13 protein-coding genes and 1 pseudogene are annotated in these 16,465 nt (G+C 46.3%); 10 read left to right on the top strand and 4 right to left on the bottom strand.

All coding sequences use genetic code 11. The features are described from left to right. Positions 1-165: 165 nt before the first annotated feature. Complete coding sequence (locus MKY24_RS19215; protein ID WP_339200652.1) at positions 166-393, bottom strand: helix-turn-helix transcriptional regulator; 228 nt, start codon at positions 391-393, stop codon at positions 166-168. A gap of 126 nt (positions 394-519) precedes the next feature. Between MKY24_RS19215 and MKY24_RS19210 the strand changes: the two genes are divergently transcribed. From MKY24_RS19210 to MKY24_RS19170, 9 genes and pseudogenes are all read left to right on the top strand, one after another. Next, on the top strand, positions 520-768 hold the full coding sequence (locus MKY24_RS19210; protein WP_339200651.1) for a hypothetical protein: 249 nt from the start codon (positions 520-522) through the stop codon (positions 766-768). A 425-nt stretch (positions 769-1,193) separates the two neighbouring features. Then, positions 1,194-2,588 carry a TldD/PmbA family protein gene (locus MKY24_RS19205; RefSeq protein ID WP_023989751.1) on the top strand — a complete coding sequence of 465 codons (1,395 nt, stop codon included), beginning with the start codon at positions 1,194-1,196 and terminating at the stop codon, positions 2,586-2,588. Positions 2,589-2,591: 3 nt separating this feature from the next. Beyond that, positions 2,592-3,935 carry a TldD/PmbA family protein gene (locus MKY24_RS19200; RefSeq protein WP_339200650.1) on the top strand — a complete coding sequence of 448 codons (1,344 nt, stop codon included), beginning with the start codon at positions 2,592-2,594 and terminating at the stop codon, positions 3,933-3,935. A gap of 215 nt (positions 3,936-4,150) precedes the next feature. Then, positions 4,151-5,542, top strand: a complete 1,392-nt coding sequence (thrC, locus tag MKY24_RS19195) for a threonine synthase (protein ID WP_076295529.1) — start codon at positions 4,151-4,153, stop codon at positions 5,540-5,542. Between the two features lie 418 nt (positions 5,543-5,960). Next, positions 5,961-7,337 carry an NADP-specific glutamate dehydrogenase gene (gene gdhA / locus MKY24_RS19190; RefSeq protein WP_339200649.1) on the top strand — a complete coding sequence of 459 codons (1,377 nt, stop codon included), beginning with the start codon at positions 5,961-5,963 and terminating at the stop codon, positions 7,335-7,337. Positions 7,338-7,592: 255 nt separating this feature from the next. Next, positions 7,593-7,985: a MarR family transcriptional regulator gene (locus MKY24_RS19185; RefSeq protein ID WP_076295540.1), complete on the top strand. Its 393-nt coding sequence runs from the start codon at positions 7,593-7,595 to the stop codon at positions 7,983-7,985. A 44-nt stretch (positions 7,986-8,029) separates the two neighbouring features. After that, positions 8,030-8,212 (top strand): 4-oxalocrotonate tautomerase DmpI, encoded by a 183-nt coding sequence (dmpI, locus tag MKY24_RS19180; RefSeq protein ID WP_023989746.1) that lies wholly within the window; start codon positions 8,030-8,032, stop codon positions 8,210-8,212. 100 nt (positions 8,213-8,312) lie between these two features. Beyond that, positions 8,313-9,091: pseudogene (locus tag MKY24_RS19175) on the top strand (transposase); the annotation flags it as partial. Between the two features lie 334 nt (positions 9,092-9,425). Next, on the top strand, positions 9,426-10,079 hold the full coding sequence (locus MKY24_RS19170) for a nitroreductase family protein (protein WP_023989745.1): 654 nt from the start codon (positions 9,426-9,428) through the stop codon (positions 10,077-10,079). A gap of 134 nt (positions 10,080-10,213) precedes the next feature. Here the strand turns inward: MKY24_RS19170 and MKY24_RS19165 are convergent, their stop codons facing one another. The 3 genes from MKY24_RS19165 to MKY24_RS19155 form a co-directional block, all read right to left on the bottom strand. Continuing rightward, complete coding sequence (locus tag MKY24_RS19165; protein ID WP_069081165.1) at positions 10,214-11,368, bottom strand: VanZ family protein; 1,155 nt, start codon at positions 11,366-11,368, stop codon at positions 10,214-10,216. A 7-nt stretch (positions 11,369-11,375) separates the two neighbouring features. After that, positions 11,376-12,719, bottom strand: a complete 1,344-nt coding sequence (locus tag MKY24_RS19160; protein ID WP_028542243.1) for an amino acid permease — start codon at positions 12,717-12,719, stop codon at positions 11,376-11,378. A gap of 270 nt (positions 12,720-12,989) precedes the next feature. After that, on the bottom strand, positions 12,990-14,255 hold the full coding sequence (locus tag MKY24_RS19155; protein ID WP_071558415.1) for a VWA domain-containing protein: 1,266 nt from the start codon (positions 14,253-14,255) through the stop codon (positions 12,990-12,992). 180 nt (positions 14,256-14,435) lie between these two features. On the opposite strand from MKY24_RS19155, the gene MKY24_RS19150 reads away from it, so the two are divergent. After that, on the top strand, positions 14,436-16,430 hold the full coding sequence (locus MKY24_RS19150; protein WP_339200646.1) for an AraC family transcriptional regulator: 1,995 nt from the start codon (positions 14,436-14,438) through the stop codon (positions 16,428-16,430). Positions 16,431-16,465: the final 35 nt, after the last annotated feature.

Raw genomic sequence — 16,465 nt, 5'->3', positions numbered from 1 at the left:
AGTTAATTTTAATCGATATCCGAGTTCAATGACTCAGCAATAGTTGCTGAGTCTTTTCGTAATGATCGTTGACCTCGTAGTTATAAACATCTATGAACTTTAACCCTATCAATAGGAATAATATATTAAGAATGTTTGTTCTTCTGTTTGCGTGACAAATAATAACTATTCTAGTTCTTCCATCTCAACCAGATCAATAATCTCCCGAATATCTTCAATATCCATGGCATCGGCAATTCTTTCAATATGATTAAAATTGATGCTTTCACGTTTACCTGATTGAAGTTCGCTTAGAGCAGCGTGTCGTACATCAGATAAACGTGAGAGTTCTCTCAAGGAGATATTGTGTTTTCTCGTAATTTCGTTAATTTTCACAACTACTTTCTTAGCCATTAGGTTTCCCACCTTATTTTACAAATTTTTCTTGACGATACGCATAAACGTAACATATAATTTTTGTAAAACTGGTACTCATATACGTACCAAAAGGTGGGGAATATTTTGACTTCTCAGAGTGACATGGTAGCGGAGTATGAAAAGTTAGTAGATCTTGAAAAGCAATACACAGAGAGGATTCAAACTTGTATTAAATTACTTGGAGATGCGTTTAACATTATCGCTGCCAAAGCAGGAGCGTTGAGCATGGATTCAGTTAAGGAAGCGGCTTATTATTTACACTCAACGGAGATTGAACTAAACCATGTTTTGTACTATATCCGCTTAGAGAAAAGTATTTTAACTAACAAGTTAGAAATTGAAACAAAATGAAGCACACCCAAGCATAGAGAGAAGGGGACGGACGGAATCGTTCTGAAGAAGCGGAGCGTTCGCCTTTGAACCCGGATTTTTACCGTTAAAATATAATCAAAAAAATCTGGGGCAACAGCGATCGGAAGAATAATCCGTCTACGTAGCGTCCTTAGTTGCACTTACTTGCTCAATCCAACCAGATAATCAATTTGCTCAAATAACCCGGCATGACCCTTAATGGTCTAATCGGGTTTTCTCATTTCAATCTCACCATCCCCGCCCCATAACTCTTCACTCCGTTCCAAACCACTTGCCACCCAGATAGTTACACCCACTCCCAACATCATGTATAGTAAAGTTATGGGAAATGAACATGAACCCGCATATTATCTTGATCGCTTAACCGTACAATAAGAAACATGGCAAAAACGAGGAGGAACGTGATGATACATCCAACACAGATTCAGGATATGCTGCAAGCCGCATTGGAGACGGGCGGGGATTTTGCAGAGGTGTTCGTCGAGGACCGCACCAATGGACAACTGGGCATGACCGGAGGCGTCGTGGATACAGCGCTGTCAGGCCGGGATTTTGGGATTGGCATTCGGATTATGAAGGAGCATTTCTCGGTGTATGCCTATACCAGTGATATTAGCGACCAGAGCCTGATTCGACTGGCCAAATCGGCCGCTAAGGCCATTCGCGGAGGTGGAGCGCCAGGTACACACACCATTACACTCCATCCTCATGCTATACCTAATCACCATCCAATTGCGATCATTCCTGACGCTTCACAGAAACGCGCCAAGATTGACATGATGAGACGGGCGCATGAGGCGGCAAGCCAATACGATCCTTCCATTACGCAAACCTCTATTGGGATCAGTAACTCAATCCAAAACGTGCTGATCGCCAATAGCAACGGGCTACTGGTGGAGGATACCCGTACGTATACACGCATGAGAATAAGCGCGATTGCGACCGATGGGGAGCATAGACAATCCGGGTTCCGTGGGCCGGGAGCGTATGCAGGGACTGAATTCCTGGAGAATCTGAATATCGAAGAAAATGCGAGACACGCCGCTCGTATTGCGACCACGATGGTCAAAGCGGGATATGCACCTAGCGGCAGACTGCCGGTCGTGATTGAGAACGGCTTCGGCGGTGTTCTTTTTCACGAGGCGTGTGGGCACGGGCTGGAATCTACGGCGGTGGCGCATGGAACTTCCGTGTTTGCGAATAAGATCGGGCAGCAGGTGGCTTCACCGCTCGTCACGGCTATAGATGATGGAACGATTCAGAACGCGTGGGGCTCGCTCAATATCGATGATGAAGGAGCGCCGACACAGCGCAATGTACTGATTGAGAACGGCATTTTAAAAGGATATCTGATCGACCGCATGGGCTCGCGCCAGATGGGTGTACCTGCGACAGGGTCAGGACGAAGACAGTCCTATAAATTCGCGCCTGCTTCCCGTATGAACAATACGTTTATTGCGAATGGGGATTCGACCCGTGAAGAGATCATTGCCAATACGGAGTACGGAATCTATGCCAAATCGCTGGGCGGCGGTTCGGTGAATACCTCGACGAGCGAGTTTAATTTTGCAGTCGAAGAGGCATACATGATTCGCAACGGCAAAATTGCGGAGCCGGTTAAAGGCGCAACGTTGATCGGCAAAGGGATTGAAACCCTGCAAAATATTGATATGGTCGGCAACAATCTGGATCATGGTCAGGGGATGTGCGGCTCGGTCAGCGGAAGTCTTCCGGTCAACTGCGGACAGCCAACGATACGAGTGTCCGAGATGACCGTTGGCGGACGGAAGGGGGAATAGGCGATGAATATTCAGCAATTTCAGGAAGCGTTGTTCACAAAAGGTCGGGAAATCGGCTACGCGGATATGGAAATCTACTATGTCAATGGACGTTCTACTTCGGTAAAGGTACTGAAGGGAGAAATTGATCAATATACCATCGTCGAAAACGATGGGCTTTCCTTCCGGGGTGTCATTAACGGGAAAATGGGTTATGCCTCTACGGAGAAGGTGGAACCGGACGTGATCGACTTTTTATTGGAAGAGGCACGCAGCAACGCGGACATATTGGAGAGTGAGGAACAGGATGAGTTGTTCGCAGGCTCTGAGAGCTACCCTGAGCAGCCTGCCTATGCCGCAGCGTTGGCTGACACGGCTCCTGAGATTCTGATCGAAGCGGCGCTAGAAATGGAGCGCACAGCGCTTGCCGCAGATCCACGGATTGTGATGGCTCGGCATTGCTCGGTCAGCATTCGTGAAAATGAGGTTCTAATAGTAAATACAAAAGGACTGCACTGCCATCGTCGCAAAAGTCTGGCGAGCGCTTATGTGTATGTGATTGCAGCAGACCATGACGAGACGGTAACCGGGGGCTGGCATGATTATTCGCTGCGGAGCGTGGAGGAAATCGATATTGTGGATGTGGCGCGTAAAGCCGTAAAAGAGGCTGTTTCCAAGCTGGGTGCGCACACGATCCAATCGGATAACTATCCAGTCATTTTCCGTCATGATGCCGCAGCGCAATTGCTGGCTGCGTATACGTCGGTATTTTCAGCGGAATCGGTGGATAAAGGCTTTTCGCGATTGGCTGGGAAACTGGGGCAAAAGGTGGCAAGTGAGCGTATTACGCTGATTGATGATCCGCTGATGGAGAACGTTCCCGCAGGCAGTACGTTTGATGCCGAAGGCAGCGCAACGCATCGTAATGAGATCATCAAGGACGGAGAACTACGGACGTATTTCCATAACCGCAAGACAGCCCGCAAGGCTGGGGTGGAAAGTACCTCTAATGCTTCCAAGGGCAGCTATAACGGTAAAATTGGTGTGTCATATCATAATCTGTATGTGGAACCAGGCACGTCTACGTTGGAGGACATGATTCGCGAGACGGATCGCGGGCTGATGATCGTAGAGCTGCAAGGGCTGCATGCGGGTACGAATACGGCGTCCGGTAATTTTTCGCTGGCTTGTCTGGGATACTGGATTGAGCAGGGGCAAGTGATCAGAGCGGTCAATCAGATCACCGTATCGGGCAACTTCTTTGATGTGTTGCAGCAGATAGAGGAAGTTGGCAATGATTTGCGTTTTACGGGAAGCTGCACATCGCCTTCGCTCAAGCTGGCTGCACTCTCGATTTCAGGTTCCTAATGACTGAAGTAGCCTTCTTTTTTCAGACTCACGGCCTGTTCCTGACGTTCCAATTGTCTACTGATGGCAGATGCCTGATGCATCAGGGTATGGTAAAGTAGGAGAAAGTCTGTGAAATATGAAAAAAAGGCTTGGTTACAGCACCGCGACAGGGTATTATAGACAATAATATATTCGAAAAAAGGTTCGAATTGAATTTTTATTGGGGGATGTATATGAGATATATAAGCACTAGAGGTCGAGTAGAAGCCAAGGGATTTATTGATACCGTGCTCATGGGGTTAGCTGACGATGGAGGTCTGATGGTACCTGAGCAGATTCCGACCGTGTCGGCAGCTACGCTGGAGCAATGGGCAACATTGAGCTACAGAGAGCTGCTGCTGGAAGTTTTTGCGCTGTATATCAATGATGAGATTCCTCGTGAAGATTTGGAGCAGCTGGTGGAGCGCAGTTATGCGAGCTTCCGTCATCCAGAAGTTACGCCAGTGAAGAAGATCAATGATTCTCTGTCTATTTTGGAGCTGTTCCACGGACCTACGTTTGCGTTCAAGGATGTGGCGCTGCAATTTATGGGTGAGTTTTATTCCTATGTGTCCAAAAAGCAGAATGAGATCATTCACATTTTGGGTGCAACCTCGGGCGATACTGGGGCGGCAGCGATTCAGGGCGTGCGTGGCAAGGAAGGCATTAAAATCTGTATTTTGCATCCACACCAAAAGGTGAGCAAGGTACAAGAGCTGCAAATGACGACGGTTGACGATGAAAATGTATTGAATCTGTCCGTAAAAGGGAACTTTGACGATTGTCAAAAAGTCATTAAGGACCTGTTTGCCGATCTGGATTTCAAAGCTAAACATCATTTGCGGGCGATTAACTCGATTAACTTTGTGCGCATTTTGGCGCAAACCGTATATTACTTCTATGCTTATTTCCGGGCGCATGAGTCTGCGGGTACGAAAAAAATCAATATCAGTGTGCCATCTGGCAACTTTGGCAATATTTTTTCCGGCTTTCTTGCGAAGAAAATGGGCCTGCCGATCCATAAGCTGATTATTGCAACCAATGAAAATAATATTTTGGAGCGCTTCGTGAAGACAGGTGAATACAAGCCAGGTGACTTCAAAAGCACATACAGTCCTTCGATGGACATTCAGGTGGCGAGCAATTTCGAAAGATACCTGTATTACTTCCTTGGAGAAGATGCAGCCAAGGTATCTGAATACATGAATAACCTCAAAACCGAGGAACGGATTGTGATCAGTGCAGAGGATTTGAAACGGGTACAGCAGGATTTTGAAGCGCTCGGCGCTTCGAATGAGCAGTGTCTGGAGCTAATCAAGAAATACAAGGCCGAATACGATTATTTGCTCGATCCCCATACGGCATGCGGTATTGCCGCGTATGAGGCGTATAATGGCGCGAACGAAGTATGTGTGACCTTTGCGACAGCACATCCGGCCAAATTTGATGAAGCCATCCGTCTAGTGGACATCAAGCAGGAGTTCCCAGCGCAAATTGAACAATTGTTCTCTAAATCGCAGCATCAGCAGGTGGTAGAGCATGACGAGGCAGAAATTGTGCGTCAGCTTGAAGCCTTTTATGTGTAAAAGATCATTTCTGTCATGGTGTGTTGTTGCACCCTTATAGAATGGGAAAAGAGGCTACGCCCTGCGCGCAGCCTCTTTTTCTTATTTCCATATTCCAGACATAATGTATGTTTTAGTTTCAATTTGTTCACATTATAATGCCATGTAGGGTAAGGTGTTAGGGCCTTAGAAATCGTGAAAAAAGCCCGTGAATCAAGGGATTTAGCTTTAGTAAACTAACAGACAATGAGAGGTTCATAGAGTTATTTAATGAAGGATACAAAAATTTTTTATAGGCGAATTAGATGTATTATTATAAAAAATCATGTATAGTTAACTAAATTTTATGAATACATAAAGTTCCACTCTCGAAGGTGCAGAATAACGTCGTTCCGTCATTTAACAGAGGGGCTAATTATAAAAGGGGTGTATTAAAAAAATGACCATGATCCGTCCAGAGCAGAGTCAACAAGCAGCAGCCGAATATGTGCAGTCCGTTTTTGAGAAGGTTATCGCGCGCAATCCTCATGAGAATGAATTCCATCAGGCCGTCAAGGAAATATTGGATTCGCTAATTCCGGTATTGGCTAAGCACCCTAAGTATATGCAGCAGGGGCTTCTGGAACGGCTAGTGGAGCCGGAGCGAGTCATTACCTTCCGTGTACCTTGGGTGGATGATGCGGGGGTTGTACAGGTCAACCGTGGCTTCCGTGTGCAGTTTAACAGTGCGATAGGGCCTTATAAAGGTGGACTTCGCTTCCATCCGTCTGTATATCTGGGAATCGTCAAGTTTTTGGGTTTTGAGCAGATTTTCAAAAATGCATTGACGGGTCTTCCCATCGGTGGTGGTAAAGGCGGCTCGGATTTTGATCCCAAAGGGAAATCAGATAACGAAGTGATGCGTTTTACACAAAGCTTCATGACTGAGTTGTATAAATATATTGGTCCAGATGCCGACGTTCCGGCTGGGGATATTGGAGTAGGTGGCCGCGAGATCGGTTACATGTTCGGACAATACAAGCGGATTCGCGGAGGACATGAAGGTGGCGTCCTGACGGGTAAAGGGATTCATTACGGAGGCAGTCTCACACGTACGGAAGCGACTGGCTATGGCTGTGTTTATTTTGTAAACGAGATGTTGCAGGCGCAGGGATCGTCCTTTGAAGGAAAACGCGTCGTCGTGTCGGGCTCGGGGAACGTATCCATTTATGCGATTGAAAAAGCACAGCAGCTTGGCGCTACAGTCGTGGCATGTAGTGACTCGAATGGCTACATCTATGATCCAGACGGTATCGATCTGAAGCTGGTGAAGCAGCTGAAAGAAGTGAATCGTCTGCGGATTAGTGAGTATACTCAAGAGCGTCCAGGCGCAATCTATACAGAAGGCTGTTCAGGGATCTGGTCGATCCCATGCGACATCGCACTGCCATGTGCCACACAGAATGAAATTGACGAGCAAGCAGCCCAGCTGCTGGTAAGCAATGGCGTAAAAGCTATAGGCGAAGGTGCCAATATGCCATCCTCGTTACAGGCCATTGAAGTATTTTTGGGCAATGGAGTTCTGTTTGGGCCAGCCAAAGCTGCCAATGCAGGCGGAGTAGCGGTCTCGGCGCTTGAGATGTCGCAGAACAGCATGCGTCTGTCATGGACCTTTGAGGAAGTGGATACCAAGCTGCATGATATTATGAAAAATATCTATGCTAACAGCGTGAAGGCGGCTGAGGAATACGGCGTGCCGGGCAATCTGGTTGTCGGAGCCAATATCGCAGGATTTGTGCGTGTGGCCGACGCAATGCTGTCCCACGGGATTATTTAGCACAACGGAACATAATAAATTTAAATTGAAGCTGAGCGGCTCTTGTGCGAGTCGCTCAGCTTTTATTTGCAAAGAGCACTTTATTTTTCTCAGGGACTTGATTTATTTTTAAAGAGGATGTATATTACTTGATAGATCAATAATTGATGGATCAAAGGTTGGATCAAAGGTCGGATCACGAAGCCCAGCGATATGCTTAAGGGAGGAGAGATTGATATCACCCAGACACCATCCGAGCCTGAGTATATTTTTGACATGCTGTTGTTGCTGAACAAGCAGATTAGCTCCAAGTTTGAGCGTTGCGCAGGAGTCAGCGCATCCAGATTGCAGCTATTGTGCAAGTTGTATCAAGTGGAGGAGATTAGTCAAACTCTCCTGCAAAAAGAGGTTGGCATTGACGCTGCAGCCGTAACGCGCCATTTGAAGCAGCTTGAAACGATAGCGATGGTCACACGACGCACGAAGCCAGAGGACAACAGGGTTACCTTGGTAAGCCTGACCGATTATGGGCGTGCACGCATTGTCATCTTTAAGCAGGAGCGCTCGCAGTTTGTAGCTCAGCTGCTACAGAGCTTCGACGAGACCCAGCGGCACCAGCTAGCCGATATGCTGCAAGTTATGAATGGTCATATGTCCGATATGGACTGACCCCAATTACATTATACCCATAGGGGAAACAAGGAGGAATTTACATGCCAGTAATTACTATTGAAGCAGGCAAATTAAATAAAGAACAAAAAAGATCGTTGGTCACTGAACTTACCACATCAGCTTCAACCATAATGAATGTACCCGAGTCGGCTTTTATTGTTTTGATTAAGGAAAGCGAAAAAGAAAACATTGGTTTGGGAGGAAAATTATTATCTGATCGCTAATGTCAGAAGATGAAGTGGGTTCATTCATTTTTAAGGTAAGGAGCCATTTCTGTAATGAATTAATTTGAGATTTGAACAAAAAAAGCGCCTCCTGTATGCACGGGTACAGAACTGGCAGGATCGCTTTTTTCCAGAGTACACGCAGGTATTTAAAGACTGGGAAGGGAAAGCTTCGCGCATTACCTTGCAGGAGTTTCCAACGCCAGGTGAGATCGTAGAATTAGGTGCAGAAGCCATCGTCCAGCGCTGAAAGAAAGACGTGAAGCGAGCCGTAGGGACGAAACGAGCCCGGCAACTGGTGGAAACGGCGAGAAGTTCCATCGGTCTGACCGAAGGACTTCCAGCAGCAAAAATAGAGATTAAAACACTTCTGGAACAGTACGACATGTTCGCCAGACAGCTCGAAGAGATTCTAGCCGAGGTGGAACGTCTACTCTCTCAAATCCCAGGAACGAAAGAGATGCTCACTGTGCCAGGCGTGGCTGTGGTCACCTTGGCGGGGTTCCTGGCGGAAGTGGGGGATCTAAGGGGTTACGAGCATGGACAGCAGATTATACGGCTGGCCGGACTGAATCTCAAAGAGAACAGCTCGGGGAAGAAAAAAGGAAAATCCAGTATAACCAAACGAGGACGCGCAAGGCTAAGAGCGCTACTGTTTCGGTCGTGATGCTCATGGTGGCGAAGAATGCGGAGTTTAAGGTACTGCACCAATACTTTACCAAACGAAGCCAGAATCCACTGAAGAAAAAGCAATCGATTGTAGCGTTGTGCGGGAAGCTGATTCGCGTTCTTCACACGCTCGGCACCAAGCAAGTTCGGTACGATGCAAACGACGTTTTAGGGCCAGTACGTGAGGCCCAGTTACAGAAGACAGCTTAAGAAAAACCGGATTTATGTTTCTCATCGGACAGGAATAAGCAGAGACAAAGGAAGCACGGAGCAGCCGCAGGAATCATTTCCATAAGGGCAAAGACCCCGCGTGATATGGGAGGGTAAGCCGTCAAGAGTCAGGAGTGGATATCCAAGGTGCGATCATAGAAGTCGATCCATAGATTGGGAAAAATGTCTCAACCTCTATTCCTGCCACCGGCTTATACGGAAAATAATGAGATTCTTACACGACTTCTCCAGTGCTCGATATGTCAATGGCTGAAAACCGAAGAACGAGTGAGAAAACATGAGAAAATATTAATTTATAGTGGGAGAGATTGGAATGAATAATACGAACACATCCAGTACTGTAAAAACGAATGATTTTAAAGAAATCGCCCTGGGACGCCGTTCTGTAAAAGTATACGATCCGTCCGTGAAGATCAGCCGTGAGGAAATGACTGAGATTTTGACAGAAGCTACACGCGCACCATCTTCCATTAACCTGCAACCTTGGCGTTTCCTCGTCATTGACAGCCCTGAAGGTAAAGCTACACTGGCACCATTGGCCCGTTTCAACCAACGTCAAGTAGAAACATCTTCGGCAGTGATCGCTGTATTTGGGGATTTGAATAACTTTGATAATTTCGAACAAATTTTCGGAGAAGCTGTAGAACTGGGCTATATGCCAAAAGACATTAAAGAAATGCAACAGGAAAAAGTGGCAGCTCATTTTGCAGCGCTTGATCCAGTTGTGAACAAAGAAACAGTCCTGATTGACGGTGGTTTGGTATCCATGCAGCTTATGCTGGTAGCGCGCGCTCATGGTTATGATACTAACGCTATTGGCGGTTTTGAAAAGGATCAAATTGCTGAAGCCTTTGGTCTGGAAAAAGATCGTTATGTCCCTGTTATGCTCATTTCCATGGGTAAAGGTATCAACGATGGTCATCCGTCCACACGATTGCCTATTGATCAAATTGCACAGTGGAAATAAGGGAAACGAACTAATATCTATGCGCAAAATAAAAAACAGGCGGACAAAGGAAATCCTTTGCTTCGCCTGTTTTTTTATTTGCTTAGATGCAACGTAGATCGCGGGTGCTTATCACGTTGTCAGTCTTTCAGTTATCATTTCACGGTATTCGCTCCCGACGTTTCTGCCGAGTCAGCGGTGTCATTTTGAGGATGATGATAGTGCTTGGGCCATATAATTTGGTGTGAAGTATGGCTAAGCTCCTCATAAAATAACGGGTCTTTCTTAAATAGGCGTATGACCAGATGGAAAAAGAACCATCCGTTGATCACTAACAGCAAAAGGCTAATCAGAACACTTAGCCAAGGGGACACTTGAGACCATAGGACAGGCCCACCCAGTACGTAATTAAGTCCAAAATACACCCAGTACAAGAGACTGTAACGCTTTATGAGCTCCCATAGGGAAATCCGTTGTCCTGTCCCTGTGAGATGAATACGCACCAGCCATTTCCCTGGAGTTCGTCCATTCGTTAGGTAAGGAACCACCATAAAGTATACCCCACTGGAAACCCAGAAAGCAGCAGGCACATGCAGAGACTCCATGATTCCGAGTAGCCCGGTCCATATGATAGAATCCACGAAAATGGCTACGCCCCGTCGGGTATAGGACACTCGCTTCGTTGCCATGTCCACATGCTTGTCCAGATGTTCCAAGCGGGGCAGGAAGCGTGAAAACCATTCGCCTAATAGAAAGCCTAGCATACCGCCTAATGTATTAGCCATCAAATCGTCTACATCGAACACACGATACGCATGGTCAAAAAATCCATACAGTCCTGTCAGCTGCGTCACCTCAAAGAAGAGGGAGAGGATAAAGGACAGAATCAGACACCATCCCCATCGTGCACGGAAATAATAACGTAAGAACATACCGAAAGGCACGGTCATCACAACGTTAAAAACGACTTGCAGAAAAGCGCGCTCCTTCAGCAAATGAACATAGCTGGAGGGATGGGCGGGTGAGATGGATGTTTCTCTTATAATGTCATGAACGAACTGCAAGGGCATCAACTGCAACGCTCCCCCGGCTAATGCAGCATTATGACGCGATGCCGGAAGTGGGAGTATGACCAGAAAGAAGGCGTTCATTAAGTATAACAGCATCAAGTAAAGCAGCCATGCTCTAGCCTTGTGAATATAGCCATGCCTGCGATATTGCACGATTAGGAAAGGCAGTGTGAACAATAAGGCAGCAAAAGGAAACGCAAGAAAGGCATACGAAACAGGAAACAGGTAAGATTGAATCATGTGCTACTTACGCCTGCTTTCTCCGGAACTTCACCAAAGACCAGATGACCAGAAATGCCATGAAAGCCACGCATACGCTAATGCTAATGCGATTTTGCGGGTCAAGCAAGAATAGAAACGCAATGACCCATAGGCATCCCACTGTAACCGCCGTTACATAAGGGAATCCCCATATCTTGAAAGTAGGCTCCACTGGATAAGATTTGCGCAATTTCAATTGGGACAGACAAATGCAGCTCCAGACGAGCAGCACGACGAAGCCAGGTACAGCCATTAAAATACGGAACAGCCCGTCCTGAGCGACATAAGCAACCATGGAACCGACAATCAGGACTACAGCGCACAATTTGAGACTATTTACCGGAACCCCGTTTGAAGATAAGCGGGCGAGTGATTTGGGACCTTCTCCATTGATAGCCAGCGAATGCAGCATACGTGTAGCCCCGTAAATTCCCGAATTGGCGGCAGACAGTACAGCAGTGATCAGAATAAAGTTCATAACATGAGCCGAGCCTTGAAGCCCTACAGAAGACAATACCTGTACAAACGGGCTGGTATTCGCATCCAGTTGGTTCCATGGAATCAAGCCACAAATGATGAGAATGGGCAACGTATAGAACAAAACAACGCGAAGAATAAAGCTTTTAACCACTCTAGGTAGTACCTTTTCCGGATTTTCTGTCTCCGTCAACGTCAGTCCAATCAGCTCGGACCCTCCGTATGAAAAGGTAACGACCAGCAGCGCTGAAAAGATAGCTAACCAGCCATTAGGTAGAAATCCGCCGTGCTGCGCGTAGTTGCTTAGATAAGGTGGAGTTTCAGTGGGAATAATCCCGAATAGTATACAGCCACCCAAGGCGATGAAGATAATAATCATGGCAATCTTAATACCCGCAAGCCAAAATTCCAGCTCCCCAAAACCGCCGACACTCAGCATGTTGACGACAATAATGAAAGCCGCACTCACTAAACTGAGTACCCATAGAGGAACATCTGGCAACCAATATTGCAGGAAGCTCCCCGCAGCAATGACCTCAATGATACAGACGGCCAGCCACATAAAGCAATACAACCAGCCGATAATAAAGGACAGTCGTTCTCCAAAAGCTTTGCGAATAAAATCCTTCATATTCATGTTGGGGTAGACGGTAGCCATCTCGGCAATTGCGCCCATAACGACTAAGAGCAAGAGTCCTGCGAAGACATAGGATAAAATAACTCCAGGTCCCGCCAAGCTAATCGTTTCGGTACTTCCTTTAAAAATTCCCGTTCCGATAACTCCACCCATAGCCATAAAGGTAATGTGCCGTGGGAGCAGCTTTTTGTGCAAAGTTGCTTCATTTGATTTCAATATGAAATCCTCCTTCATATTAGTGTATAGCTTCAGCATGGCCCAAACAGGGTTACTTCAATTAGACTTATACTACATGAAAATATCCAATTAGGAAATGAAATAAATAGGATCTGGTAGGGAGATTGAAATCGCTAGAGAACAAACTGAGGAAAACAGAGGCAGCATGCTGGCGCTGATGATTGCTCTATCTGCGGTCATTCTGCCTTTATTGTTCTGCTCGGCGGATATTTAAGTGATCATGTAGGAGTATCGCATTGCGGTGAAGAATTAGCTCCGCAATATTCCTTTAGCCCGCACTTGCTTGAGCCAACCAGGAAACTCATTCAGCAGACGGTCGTACAATTCTGCGTCTGTCACGGACTCAATGTCATCCAAGGCAAAGAAATCTGCATTATCCACTACGAGACCACGCAGATTATCCAACTTTTGAAGGACTCCAAAATCAGCATTACCAAGACCAACAAATTGCCAGAAAATCGGAGTGCTTGAGCTTTTAATCAGCAGCTGTTCTATTTTTTTCTGTTCATAAATACCTCCATCACTGAAAAAGATAATGTAGGTCGGGATTATATCGTTGGGATCTTCCTTTGTGTATTTAAGTATGATATCCTTCATGACTTCCGGCTCGTTATTGCCCCACCCCAGCTCACTATCTTCACTAGGCTCAGCATAATTCCTATGAATGTAATTCTCGAAATTCCTCTCTGTGACGCTTGGAGCACGCTTGGCTTTGTCTGCAAAAAACCATACATCCATTTCACCATTGTCATCCATACAGGCGGCTACAGCCAACACACGTTCGCAGGCTTTTTGCACCGTCCCACCCGTGTACAATTTGAACATAGAAACAGAAGCATCGAATACAACCGCTACTCGTGCTTTTTCACGGTCTATCTGCTTCTTTTGGAGTGAAATTTGTACCTTCTGTTTAAGCAGATTAATTCTTCCATTCACAGGAGAAGGCTCCTTCACGCCGGCTTTATCCGCTGACGGTGCTGCTGGCGATTCCGTTTCCTCTACGGTGACACCATGAGCTTCGGCGAGCGGCTTTAGTCCTCCATTGAAACCACGCCCAACTGCGCGAAGCTTGAAGCCAGACGTATGGCGGTATATTTCAGCGAATACGAGTGACGTTTCTTTGGTGGCTTCGGTGATACTGTAGGTGATATGGGATTGCTTGCCTTGAGCAGTAAGTGAGCAGCCGACCACATCGGCAAAAGTACCCGGGCCGTCCAGTGTGGCCGCAAACACACATTTTTCCACTCCGGTTCGTTCCAGTTCCTGGAGCGCTACAGTAAACTCAGTGGTTCTGTCATTTGGACGCTGTAACCGTACATGGCCGTGCGGGTCAGCGGGTTGATTGTAAAAAATGAAGTAGTCATCTGAGGAAACCTTTCCGTCTGCTCCTACCATAAAACAGCTAACATCCAGTTCGGCAGGTGCATGCTTCCATGTAATGGTGACCCGCACCGTATCTTCCTTACCGAATGGTGCATTAGCTCCTGTACTCAATGCAATGTTGGGACCGCTCATGCTGTCAAACCCCCTATGTATTTTAAATCTTGTATTTATACAAATTGTACCATGGAAATGGTATATTCACCTTGTTTCGTGCAGGAATATTTGTCTCATAGTAGACGCAGTAAAAGATGATATATAATAAGGTTGGTGTGGAAAAAAAGTATGATATTTATGAAGCGGAGGCTTTGATACGTGAAGCAGGATCGACAAAAGCAGGCAGGTTCCCATACCGGGATGAGCAAGGGACATGAAGCTGATGAGTTAAACAAACTGCTGTCCCTATGGCTTCATTCGTCGATCCGTGTCATGGATGTCCGGCATATTCGACTGGAGCCGGAAGCGTTGCTTCAACCGTATCGTCTTCCAGCGCAGGCTTTTGTATTTGTATTGCAGGGTAGCGTGCGTTTGGATGGTGATTGGAAGGATACGCCACATTCAGGGTACGTACTGCATGGCAGCAAAGGCTTTGAACTGAATATGAAACCCTCGCAATACGGGATAGAATATATCCTTGTACTATATAAAGCGACTTCTCTATCGGGACACACGATGTATAATCATCCTTCGATAGCTCATGGTTTTGTACCGCCTTATCCGGTTATACTGTACCAAAAGCTGCAACTACTGGAGTACGCATGGCAGGATCATGAGGCGCTATCCAAGATTCAGGCTCAGGGTCGGTTCTATGATTTTGCATATGAATGTATGCGGCAATTGCAAGAACCGAAGGCTCGAACTTCTGGGCGGGATATCGTGACACAGGCGATTCGATTTATGCAGGATCATTACGCGGAGTCCATAACGCTCGAACGTTTGGCCGGATTGTTGGAATGCAGTCCGAGACATCTGACTCGGTTATTTAAAAAACAAACGGATTGTAGCCCGATTATGTACTTAATTCAACTGCGAATGGACAAGGCTAAGGAGCTTTTGCGGAAGACGGATGCTACTTTACAGGATATCGCTGTCAGTGTGGGGTACCCGGATGTCTATTTCTTTAGCCGGGCATTCAAAAAATATACGGGTGTATCCCCGGTTCATTACCGGGACAGCCTATATTCATCTGCTTTTGTGAGAGATACCAGTCTGGATAATCCATTAAGCATGTCCGAATGTTCCATTGATTCGGCAAGTGGCGCCCTGCATACTGTTATTGAGGATAATAATCATTATCAAAATCATGATGAAGGGATTTTACGAATGAATAGAAACGCAAAGCATTCCATGGCATTTATTTTATTGCTTAGTTTTACCCTGCTGCTCAGCGCGTGCTCAGGCACATCCAGTCCTGCGGCAACCGATGGCGCTTCCCAAGGGAACAATAATACATCAGCGGAACCAACATCACAGGAAAGGGTGCTGAAGGATGCACTTGGGCATGAGGTGAAGGTTCCGGCTCAGCCTCAGCGTGTGATCGCTTCTTATCTGGAGGATCATCTAGTGGCCCTAGGTGTTAAACCCGTAGCCCAATGGTCGGTAGGCAAAAATTCAGTTCAAGGTTACCTGCAAAAAGAACTGAAGGACGTTCCTACCATTGCTTCAGATCTTCCGTTTGAGGCGGTTCTGAACTTCAAGCCTGATTTGATCATTATGGACAGTGCGAGCATGGTGGAAGGCGACAAATATAATCAATACTCTAAAATTGCTCCAACCTACGTGGTAGGCAGTAATATGAACAATGATTGGCGTGAAGAGCTGCTGACCGTGGGTGAGGTGCTGAATAAGAGCAATGAAGCTAAGCAGGCATTGAGCAACTACGACAAAAAAGCAGCAGAGGCTAAAGCCAAGCTGGGTCAGACGGTGGGACAAAAAACTGCGGCGGCTTTATGGGTAACGGATAAAAACGTGTATGTCGTAAACCAGAATCTATCCAGCGGTGATGTATTGTATAAGGATTTGGGATTCAAGATTCCACAAGTCGTACAGGAGATTTCCAAAACGGCTAAGGCGAACTGGAGTAATTTATCGCTGGAGAAGCTGGCCGAGCTGGATGCGGATTATATCTTTATCGTGAATAGCAAAAATGTAAGTAAAGAAGATATTGTAAAAGATCCTGTATGGGCGGGAATCCCAGCCGTTAAAGAAGGCCACGTATACGATTTTGGTAAGGATTCCAGCTGGTTGTATACAGGTACAATTGCAAACAGTCAAATGATTGACGATGTTCTGAAAAATGTAACTAAGTAATCCAAATGGTAATCAAAAAACGCTACTCATCTTGA

This window comes from Paenibacillus sp. FSL P2-0322, from assembly GCF_037975315.1.
Classification (GTDB): Bacteria; Bacillota; Bacilli; order Paenibacillales; family Paenibacillaceae; genus Paenibacillus; species Paenibacillus polymyxa_B.
Note: the sequence above shows the minus strand (reverse complement) of the source record. Positions and strands in the feature narration are given on the sequence as shown.